This window comes from Kaistella haifensis DSM 19056, from assembly GCF_000735695.2.
Lineage (GTDB): Bacteria > Bacteroidota > Bacteroidia > Flavobacteriales > Weeksellaceae > Kaistella > Kaistella haifensis.
Genome location: NZ_JASZ02000043.1, coordinates 1 through 10742, shown reverse-complemented (window position 1 = coordinate 10742; position 10742 = coordinate 1). Strand labels below are relative to the sequence as shown.

The window sequence follows — 10742 nt, the reverse complement described above, 5'->3', positions numbered from 1 at the left end:
TTCTCTGGCTTAGTTTTTCATTGTCGAAGATACAGAAAAGCAAAAGGTAGAACATTTTCTTGCCATGAAGCACCTTGCTGTAATAGTCCACCTTCGTGGTTGCAGAAAGATGGCTCAAAAGAGCTTCGGGAATAAAATCCAAAACTTGTTTAAGAGAAATCTTGTGGTCTTTAAATACTGACATAAGTTATTGATTATCAGATATAAAGATACGAAATAAAACCCATTAATCCAAATTAAATCATTGAAAATCAACAAGTTAACCAAAAAAAATCAAACAATTTTAAATACAAAAAGTCGGAAGAAAAATCTTCCGACCATGACTGGGCTTTTAGGCTCGCTTTTTTTGCTTTAATTCCAAAAAAACTTAACGATTTTCTTTTCAATACTTTTTTTTCTGGCTTTTAAGAATGATAATTTCAATGAAACTCTTGCATTCTTAAAAAAGGAAGATAACTCCATCGAAAAATTTCCGTAAATTCGCATAAAATTTTTAAACAATGAACTACGATATTATTGTCATCGGAAGTGGACCCGGTGGTTACGTTACCGCAATCAGAGCGGCACAATTGGGTTTTAAAACTGCCATTATCGAAAAAGAAAACTTGGGTGGGATTTGCTTGAATTGGGGCTGTATTCCCACAAAAGCATTGTTGAAATCTGCACACGTTTTCAATTATTTGAAACATGCCGAACAATATGGTTTAAATGCAGTGGAAAATCCAGGTTTCGATTTTTCTAAAGTCATCGAAAGAAGTAGAGGAGTTGCTAATAAAATGAGTGGTGGAATTTCTTTTTTGATGAAGAAAAACAAGATCGATGTGATCATGGGAACTGCTAAAGTTCAAAAAGGAAAAAAAGTAAGTGTCACCGATAACGACGGGAAAGCAACTGAATATTCTGCGGAACATATCATCATCGCAACCGGAGCAAGATCCAGAGAATTGCCAAATATTCCACAAGATGGGGTAAAAGTGATCGGATACAGACAAGCGCTTTCGCTTCCGCAGCAACCGAAATCAATGATTGTAGTAGGTTCAGGAGCTATCGGAGTAGAATTTGCTGATTTCTATAACACGATGGGAACCAAAGTAACCGTTGTCGAATTTATGCCAAATATTGTTCCTGTTGAGGACGAAGAAGTTTCAAAACATGTTGAAAAATCTTTGAAAAAATCAGGAATTGAAATTATGACCAACGCTTCCGTAGAATCTATCGATACCAGTGGAAACGGAGTGAAAGCAATTGTGAAAACTGCTAGTGGAAATGTTACCCTGGAAGCGGATATGTTATTATCTGCAGTAGGAATTTCTGCAAATATTGAAGGACAAGGATTTGAAGAAGTAGGAATCCAAACCGATAAAGGAAGAGTTTTGGTAAACGAATGGTACGAAACTTCAGTTCCGGGATATTACGCGATTGGAGACATTCTTCCAACTCAAGCTTTGGCACACGTTGCATCTGCGGAAGGAATTACTTGTGTAGAAAAAATCAAAGGTCTTCATGTAGAAAAGATCGATTATGGCAATATTCCTGGTTGTACTTACTGTCATCCGGAAATCGCTTCTGTAGGCTTAACTGAAAAACAAGCGAAAGAAAAAGGTTACGAAATCAAAGTAGGAAAATTCCCTTTCTCAGCATCCGGAAAAGCAACAGCAAACGGCGATACTGATGGTTTCATTAAAGTAATTTTTGATGCGAAATATGGCGAATGGCTAGGTTGTCACATGGTAGGCGATGGCGTTACCGATATGATCGCTGAAGCAGTAGTGGCACGTAAATTAGAAACTACCGGTCACGAAATTTTAAAATCTATTCACCCGCATCCAACAATTTCGGAAGCGGTAATGGAAGCCGTTGCAGCAGCGTATGGCGAAGTGATTCATATCTAATAATTAGCAGAATTTTAATAAAAACCACGTCTTTTGGATGTGGTTTTATTATTTTTAAATTAAAATTTTTATCGTGAAAGAACATCAACTAGGATTGGTACTTTCCGGAGGCGGAACCAAAGGAATTGCTCATGCTGGAGTTTTAAAATTTTTAATAGAGAAAAACATCCAGCCAGATATTTTAGCTTGTTGCAGCGCGGGTTCTATCGTTGGAAGTCTTCATGCAATTGGGAAATCTCCCGAAGAAATACTGGATTTTTTCAAGTCGGTTTATTTCTTTCATTGGAAACATTTTACATTTAATAAACCGGGGTTGGTATCATCGACAATCTTTTCTACTTATCTGAATCCTATTTTTAAACAAATGACCATAGGAGATCTAGAAATTGAACTTAAAATTATCGCAACAGAACTGGTATCCGGTGATCAGAAAATATTCAACAGTACAGACAAAATAGTGGATGCAGTAATTGCTTCTTGCTCTATTCCCGGGATTACAACTCCTTATATTGTTGGAAACGAAATGTTCAGCGATGGAGGTGTTTTGAATAATTTCCCTGCGGATATTATCCAAAATGACTGTAAAAAATTAATCGGTGTTTATGTTTCTTTACCTCAGGATGTGGAAGTTGCGAATCTGAATTCTATAAAAGCTGTTACTACACGGGCTTACGAATTGCTGTCACATCGGACGGAAATTCATAAATTTTCATATTGTGATTGGATCATTAGTTCTAAAAAACTTTCACAGTATGGAACTTTCGAGAAAAAAACGCATCGTTTGGAAGAGATTTTTCAAATTGGTTATGATGCGGCTAAAGATTCTTTCGAGAATGTACATTTCTAGAAAAAATACTTCCAATAAATCAAAATTCCCACAAATACCGAAGCGATTGCCATTAATAAAACAGCTCCTGCAGCGCTATCTTTGATGATTTTTATTCTATCATCAAATCCTGGTTGAATGATGTCGCAAACTTTTTCGATGCATGTATTGATGATTTCTAAACTTAAAACCGCAAAACAAACTATTAAAATAAGCGCCGTATCGATGGCTGACAAGCGAAGATAAACAATCAGGAAAAGGTTGACCAACAGCGCGAAAATTTCAATTTGGAAATTTCTTTCTGATTTCAGCATCCAAATCACGCCTTTTACCGAGTTCCACAAACTTTTATGAAATGCAGGTTTTCTCATTACCAATTTTTATCGATCATGTAAATTAATTGTCCCATTACTACTGCTCCCAAATGCAGTTCACGATGATTTACCTTGTCAAAAGTGTCTTCTTCGGAATGGTGAATTTCAAAATATCGCTGGGAATCCGGAACCAGTTCAGGGGATCCGCTCAATCGATGACCAATATTTTTTGTTAAATCTTTCAGATTTTCGTAGGCAAGTCCATTGGTTAAAATTTCGTCGGAAATATTTTTGAATTGAATAGAATCCGCTTGGTGCTGAGAAAATAAAATTCCGCCCAAAAAGAGCGGAAGTATGGTGATTAATTTGGCTGTCATAGATTGCTAATTTGAAACCAAATTTAAACAAATTTATTGAGAAAAAAATTACTGTTTCATGTCGTACAGTAGCAAAGCAGTAACGAGTTTTGGTTCAATATAAGTGCATTTTGGAGGCATTTTGATGTTTTTGTCCGAAACTTTCAGCAAATCGTTGAAGCTTACCGGATAAATTCCAAATCCGACCTTATATTTTCCGGAGTCTACTTTTTCTTTAATTAAATTAATTCCTTCAATGCTCGAATTTCCTTTGCTGTAAGTGATTTTATCGGTGGTTTTCGGGTTTTCAATTCCCAAAATATCTTTTAGGATATATTCTTCCAAAAGGAAATGATCCAAATCATTGAAATCGCTTTGTTGCTTTCTCAACTCATGTTTTACGTGAAGAGAATAAAATTTACCACCCAAATACATTGAAATATGGAATTTCTGCGAAGGATAGTACGGAGTTGCCCCTTTTTCATGAATAAGGAAGTTTTCTTCAATTTTCTTTAAAAATTCGGTTTCCGATAAGCCATTCAAATCTTCTAAAAGTCTGTTGTAATCATGAATTTTAATGGATTGATTGGAAACTAAAAAACTGAAAACATAGTTGTAATGCTCGGTTCCGTTGTGTTTTTTGTTTTTCTTCTGTTGGTTCTGAGCATTCAAAGCAGTAGATCCAATTCGGTGATGTCCATCGGCTATATAAAAAGAATCGATTTGTTCCAAAACTTCCTTGTACTGCATCATCTTCAATCGGTTATCGATTCGCCAAACTTTATGGCGAGTTCCGTTATCCGAGACATAATTGATAATTGGAACATTTTTTTCCTCATGGTTCATGAGCAATTCAATTTTCGGATTTGCCAAATAGGTCAAAAGAACCGGCTCTGCCTGTAGATTAACTTTTTCTAAATAATAGGCGAGTTTTTCTTTTCTTTGGGTGATGGTGGATTCATGTTTTTTGATTTTACCATTTCGGAAATCTTCCACACTTACCAAACCCATAAGTCCACGAAATATCGATTTATTGGGCAAAACCTGCTCATAAAGATAATAGGAAGAATTGTCTTGAACGAGCTTCTTATCATCAAGCAATTCCTCGAAATTCGTTCGTGTTTTCCGCAAATTTCGGTCGATATCTTTGGATTTACTTACGACATAAGGCTTAATCATTTGTATATAGGAGGAATCTTCCTGCGCCTTTTTGTTAATTTCCTCTTGCGTGAAACTATCTAAAGGGTGAGTAGGGAATTTGTCAACATAATCTTCGCTTGGTCTTATTCCCCGAAATGGCTTGAATATAGGCATTTTTATCTATAATTTCGTTTTAATATCTATGATTTGCATGGCAAGTTCAGCACCGATTTTTTCCTGGGCATCCAGTGTATTTCCACCTAAATGTGGGGAAAGTGAAAGGTTAGGATTCATCAGCAACTGCAATTCCGGTGTGGGTTCGTTTTCGAAAACATCCAGTGCGGCACCTGCAACTTTTCCGGATTCTATATAATCGAGTAGGGCAACCTCATTGATTACGCCACCTCTTGCAGTATTTACAATAAATACGCCATCTTTCATTTTCTCGAATTGAGGCGTGTCGATGATGTATTCGTTGGTTTTTGGAGTGTTGATGCTGATAAAATCGGTGTCTTTTAAAAATTCATCAAAATTATTGGTAGATGTAATTTCAAAGTTCAGTTTTTGACCATCAAAAAATTCTAAAGAAATGGTTTCGGTTTTAGGTTTTCTGGTGAGAACTTTCACTTTCATTCCTAAAGAAATCCCCATTTTCACTACTTCTTTACCAATTCCACCAAAACCGATGACACCTAAAGTTTTCCCTTCTAATTCAATCGCTTTGGAGAACGATTTTTTCATCGCATTAAAGTGCGTATCTCCTTCTAATGGCATCAATCTGTTGGATTCGTGGAGAAATCTTGCTAATGAAAAGAAATGCGCAAATACAATTTCGGCAACGGATCTTGAAGAAGCGTTTGGGGTGTTGATGACGAATAAACCTTTTTCAATCGCATATTCCACATCGATATTATCCATACCTACACCGCCTCTTCCGATGATTTTTAGGGAAGGACATTCGTCGATTAATTCCTGTGGAACTTGGGTAGCGCTTCTTACTAAAAGAACATCTATTTGGTTTTCGTTGATGAAATTAGCGAGGTGTTCTTGGGAAACTTTGGCTTCCACAAACTCAATACCGGCGCTAGTTAAAGCGTTAATTCCGGATTCTGACAGACCATCGTTGGCTAATACTTTCATAAAAGTTTTATAAGTAAATTAATGATGATAATTGGTAATTGATTAAAAGTTTTTCATGACATCCACCAAAACCTGAACGCTTTCGAGAGGCAATGCATTGTATAAACTTGCGCGGTATCCACCGATGCTTCTGTGTCCGTTCAAACCACTGATTCCTGCAGCTTTCCAAGCATTATCGAAGGCTTCTTTTTTGGATTCATCTAATAATCTGAAGGAAACATTCATCAGCGAACGATCTTCTTTTTTGCAGAAAGTTTCGAAAAGCGGATTGCGGTCGATTTCTTCATACAGGAGTTTTGCTTTGGCTTCGTTTCTAGCTTCTGCTGCTGCAATTCCGCCATTATTTTCTAAATGTTGCAAGGTGAGAAGTGAGGCATAAACCGGGAATACAGGAGGTGTATTGTACATGGATTCCTTAGCGATATGCTGAGAATAATCGAGGATTGAAGGGATATCGCGACCTGATTTGCCTAAAATTTTTTTCTTCACTACTACTAAAGTAACTCCCGCGGGACCCATATTTTTCTGAGCTCCGGCATAGATTAAATCAAATTGAGAAAAATCCAATTCGCGGGAAAAAATATCAGAACTCATATCACAAACCATCAAAGTATCAACTTTAGGAAAAGATTTCATCTGGGTTCCGTAAATGGTATTATTGGATGTGCAGTGGAAATAATCATATTCGCTTCCAACCGTGTAATCTTTCGGAACATAGCTGTAATTATCTTCTTTTGATGAACCCACAACATCTACCGAACCGAATTTTTTCGCCTCCTTAATAGCTCCTGCAGCCCAAACTCCGGTATCGAGATAAGCGGCTTTTCCGTTTTCGGACTTCATCAAATTGAAAGGAACCATCACAAATTGCAAACTCGCTCCTCCACCCAAATATAGCACTTCATAATCATCATTCAAATTCATTAACCGCTTTACGATGGCTCTGGCTTCATCCATTACTGCTACAAAATCTTTACTTCTGTGGGAAATTTCGAGAAGAGAAAGGCCGATTCCGTTGAAATCCAAAATGGCTTGAGCAGATTTTTCGAAAACTTCTTGCGGAAGAATACATGGACCTGCGCTGAAATTGTGTTTTTTATTCATTTTTACTTTTTATTTTAAGAGATTTGAAAAGATTGCAGCAAACTGCAGAGATGATTTTTGAGAAAAATATCTAAAAAAAAAGCCCACAAAAAGTGAGCGGAAACGTTTTATTCCCCATGCAGGAATGCTTTTTTCTGAAGTAAGCTTTCTTCGGATTCTACATGTTCATCATCGGGAACACAGCAGTCTACAGGACAAACTGCAGCACATTGTGGCTCTTCGTGGAAGCCTTTACATTCAGTACATTTATCTGCAACGATGTAGTACACATCATCGCTTAAGGGTTCTTGAGGAGCGTCTGCATCGATGATTAAACCAGATTTCAAAACAACTCTTCCTTTGAGGGAGGTTCCGTCGGAAGCTTTCCAATCTACAGCGCCTTCGTAGATCGCATTATTAGGACATTCCGGTTCACAAGCTCCACAATTGATACATTCATCTGTTATTTTGATAGCCATTGCTATTTTATATTTTAAATTTCCACAAAGATAAAAAATTTTCTCTGTATTGTCCCGATTTTGGTTCAATAAGTGATGGCAGGGAACTAATTTTTTTTCTTACTTAAACTAAAGTCTTTAAACAAAATGTGATGAAGAGTTTTTTGATTTATTTTCGCTACGAGTCGCTGGAAAATAGCGCAATCATTGCAGTTCTTTTGGAAAAAATTAATTCTCCGATCAATCATTTTAGTTTTTCGTTTTCTAATATTCGCATTACAGCTTTTTCCTCTGATATTAATCCCGAAATTCCATCATTGATCTCTATTTGGTCTAGTTCTTCTAAATATTTTTTGATGGAATTGTTTTCGTACACATTTACGATCAGCGGGTGAACATAATATTTTCTGCAAACAGTTGCTGTATTTCCCAAGTGGGAAGCAACATTTTCTAATGCTGTTTTTACTTTTGATTTTACTTCTTTCTCATTTTCAGCCAGACCTATTTCTTTAAAAGCGATAAAAGCATTAACCGTACCGCTCCACGTTCGGAAGTCTTTTGCGGTAAAATCTTCGCCACTTATTTCCTTTATGTATTCATTTACCATTCCACTGTCAATGGTATGTCGTTGTTTGTTCTCATCATAATACTGGAAAAGTTCTTTGCCGGGAATGTCTCTGCATGCTAAAACTGCTTTTGCAAGTTTCTTATTCCGCAAACTGATGTCATGATACACTCCTTTTTTCCCTTTAAATGAAAAACTGATTTTTTCGCCTTTGATATCGACATGTTTATCTTTTAAGGTTGTTAATCCAAAAGAGCCATATAATTTTTCGTAAACATTATTTCCGATTCGGATATTTGTCCTTTCCATTAAACTTACGATTAGTGCTAAAACTTTTCTCTTTTCTAAAGTTCGCAATGCTAAATCTTTTTCTAACTGCAGCCTAATTTTTGGTAAGGCGTTACCAAACTGCAACATCCTATAAAACTTTGTGTGATTGCGCAATGCATTCCAAAGCGGATGATATCGATATTGCTTCCGTTTCTTTCCATCTACACCAGTAGCTTGGAGATGACCATTTTCCAATGCGCAAATCCAAACATTTTCCCAGGCAGGAGGTATTGCCAATTGATTTATTCTCTGAATGGTTTCTTTGTCTTTTATTCTCATCCCATTCTGGTAATAAGCAAGTTTATTTCGGTACATTTTTCTTGTAAACCCATCCATATATTGGTCACTCGTATACACCAGATTTACCGCTTTCGCGGATTTTTCTGGATCTTTCATGATTTTGAGGATCTTTTTTGGAGATAATTTTTGAATAGGGTCTACTGAAGTTTTTTCCATCTTGGATAATTTTAAATCGAAATTAATTTCAAAAAAAAGGATATTTAAAAAATGGAATGTTTAAATATGAATATTAATAGTAGCACGAAAAATTTAAAGCCAGCATTCATAATTAATGGGTTAAAAAAAATTATTAGTTGTGGTCATCAAGAAATAAATTCTGAAATAGAATCCACAATTCTTTCAGCTGATGTATCGCAAAAATCCATACCGGAATAATCGGGGTTTAAACCACCAATAAAGGGAACGGACATATTATAAAACCGCTTGTTGGCTACTGCATAAATATCTTTATTTTCGAAATGATCTCCAATATTTAAACCTGTGACCAATAAATAATATTTGCCGGTAGAATCCTGTTTAACATTCGGATTTCCTTTAATTACCTCTTCTTCTGCTGCATTATTATTTTTAAAATACAAAAATCCGGTAGAAATTAATTGATCATCTTTTAAACTTTCGAACGGGAAATCTCCATAATTCATCGGCTTTTGTCCGATTGCATCGACGAACATATTATATTTCACTTCCTGAGTTTTCCCACTCTTAACAATTTTATACACTGCACCGAAATTTTCGTTAGGAACCACTTCACTTTCTCGGTCAACGGCAAAGCTTTCTAACACATTTGCATGATACAAAGCCATTATTTCGTGATAAGATGATTGAGGAAGCGAAGCAATGATAATAGAGATTAAAGGCATTAATTTACCTTTTAATCTTAACATATCTTCAGCAGGAAAATGCTTTGCAGGATAATTTACCGCATAACTAAAAGCAGAAAGTATTTCTTTCCAAACGATCGATTGATTTCTGTTTATTGATTTTTCTGCTTCAGTAAATTCTGCTTTCAACAATACAAAACTGTCTAATTCTTTTCTGATTTCAAGCATTTCTTCCACAAATTCTTCAATAGATAAATCTTTTACCCTGTCGTAAAATTTCTCATCCTTTGCTTTCAATCGGTCTAAAAAGTTTTTTTTGTAGACATACTCTAAATCTACAAATCCACCATTTTTATTTTTGTATTCGTGTATTTCTTCATTTGACATGGTCCATTTAGTATCAAATGCTTCATCTTCTGTATGAAATCTTAAAGCAGGAAGAAAACCACGCAATGAATAAAGATGTATTTTAAAATCTGGACTTTCTTCGGATAATTTATATTCTAAGGAACCATCATTTAATTTCTTATAAGTTCCGTTGCAACGCGAAAGGGTTTTAATTGCATCAACGGCAGTAAGTGAAGCACCTCTAACCGCTACAGGAAAATTCATCGTACCTGCAAATTTTGAAGGCGGATAAGGGGAGTCAAACCAATTTTCTACTTGTCCTTCAAAATCTTTATTCCACATATGGCCTGTGCAAATAACGAGAAAGTCCGACTTACAGGTTTCACTTTCAGTTATTATATGAAAACTATCTCCGTAATTTTTGATATTTTCAACATTAACATTTAAATACAATTCTACCTCAACACCCATTTTAATTATTTCAGACACATATATTTTGAACTGTTCCTCTAAATAATTTCCTAATAGAAGTCTTGGAATTACTTCATATTCATTAATATTTCCACCCTTAACAAAATCTTCAAACCCTTGGTCAGGTTTTCTCTTGATATAATCTGTAAAAGACTCGAATAATACGGGCAACTCGTTTGCACTAACATTGGCCACGTGTTCTTCTTTACTGCCATATTTTCCATAAGGCATACCTACTCCAAATCTTTCGTTTCGTTCAAATACAAAAATCTTTTTGAGTTGAAGTTTATTTTCATAAATATGTTTCAGCATAAAAAGTGCTGCAGGTCCGCCACCAATCAATGATATGGTTGAACTTTGGATAGAATTATTTTCCAATGAGTTATTTTAAAATTATTATTGAAAGATATATATAGACAAATAAATAAAAAAAATTATGTATATCCGTTTTTACTCATATCGCTGTAATATTAGCAATAATGAGCCTTTCGAAAAGTTTGTCACCAAAATATCTTCGGTTTAGCTTATAGATAAACTCGTTGAGATATAGTTGAAGGTACTTTCTTTTGATTTTATGATAATTTCCTAATAGATTTCTTTTGGCGTTACTGATGGTAATATGAACCCATTTTAAGGTTTCATTGGTGGTTTCTTTATCAGATTTTTCCGTGATGTGTAGCTCAACAAAATCAGAAATA

11 protein-coding genes and 1 pseudogene are annotated in these 10742 nt (G+C 35.4%); 2 read left to right on the top strand and 10 right to left on the bottom strand.

Going from position 1 to position 10742, the window contains the following annotated elements:
• Positions 1-184, bottom strand: a pseudogene (locus tag AP75_RS13080) (IS4 family transposase); the annotation flags it as partial.
• A 316-nt stretch (positions 185-500) separates the two neighbouring features.
• On the opposite strand from AP75_RS13080, the gene lpdA reads away from it, so the two are divergent.
• Both lpdA and AP75_RS13070 read left to right on the top strand, forming a co-directional pair.
• On the top strand, positions 501-1892 hold the full coding sequence (lpdA, locus tag AP75_RS13075; RefSeq protein WP_088264944.1) for a dihydrolipoyl dehydrogenase: 1392 nt from the start codon (positions 501-503) through the stop codon (positions 1890-1892).
• Positions 1893-1965: 73 nt separating this feature from the next.
• Complete coding sequence (locus AP75_RS13070; RefSeq protein ID WP_084186043.1) at positions 1966-2739, top strand: patatin-like phospholipase family protein; 774 nt, start codon at positions 1966-1968, stop codon at positions 2737-2739.
• Here AP75_RS13070 and AP75_RS13065 read toward each other — a convergent pair.
• From AP75_RS13065 to AP75_RS13025, 9 genes are all read right to left on the bottom strand, one after another.
• Positions 2736-3089, bottom strand: coding sequence for a diacylglycerol kinase family protein (locus AP75_RS13065; RefSeq protein ID WP_031501845.1), 354 nt, complete (start codon positions 3087-3089; stop codon positions 2736-2738). The genes AP75_RS13070 and AP75_RS13065 overlap by 4 nt on opposite strands.
• On the bottom strand, positions 3089-3409 hold the full coding sequence (locus AP75_RS14905) for a hypothetical protein (RefSeq protein WP_031501844.1): 321 nt from the start codon (positions 3407-3409) through the stop codon (positions 3089-3091). Before AP75_RS14905 ends, AP75_RS13065 begins: the two co-directional genes overlap by 1 nt.
• 48 nt (positions 3410-3457) lie before the next feature.
• Positions 3458-4702 carry a DUF1015 domain-containing protein gene (locus tag AP75_RS13055; protein ID WP_088264943.1) on the bottom strand — a complete coding sequence of 415 codons (1245 nt, stop codon included), beginning with the start codon at positions 4700-4702 and terminating at the stop codon, positions 3458-3460.
• A 6-nt stretch (positions 4703-4708) separates the two neighbouring features.
• Entirely contained in the window at positions 4709-5668 is a 960-nt protein-coding gene (locus AP75_RS13050) for a D-2-hydroxyacid dehydrogenase (RefSeq protein ID WP_088264942.1), read from the bottom strand.
• A gap of 42 nt (positions 5669-5710) precedes the next feature.
• Entirely contained in the window at positions 5711-6772 is a 1062-nt protein-coding gene (serC, locus tag AP75_RS13045; protein WP_088264941.1) for a 3-phosphoserine/phosphohydroxythreonine transaminase, read from the bottom strand.
• A gap of 107 nt (positions 6773-6879) precedes the next feature.
• Positions 6880-7230, bottom strand: coding sequence for a 4Fe-4S dicluster domain-containing protein (locus tag AP75_RS13040; protein ID WP_088264940.1), 351 nt, complete (start codon positions 7228-7230; stop codon positions 6880-6882).
• A 223-nt stretch (positions 7231-7453) separates the two neighbouring features.
• Complete coding sequence (locus AP75_RS13035) at positions 7454-8560, bottom strand: DNA topoisomerase IB (protein WP_088264939.1); 1107 nt, start codon at positions 8558-8560, stop codon at positions 7454-7456.
• Positions 8561-8706: 146 nt separating this feature from the next.
• Positions 8707-10422 carry an FAD/NAD(P)-binding protein gene (locus tag AP75_RS13030; RefSeq protein WP_051872602.1) on the bottom strand — a complete coding sequence of 572 codons (1716 nt, stop codon included), beginning with the start codon at positions 10420-10422 and terminating at the stop codon, positions 8707-8709.
• A gap of 76 nt (positions 10423-10498) precedes the next feature.
• Positions 10499-10742, bottom strand: a 244-nt coding sequence (locus AP75_RS13025; protein WP_143755898.1) for a transposase, incomplete at its 5' end; no start/stop codon positions are given.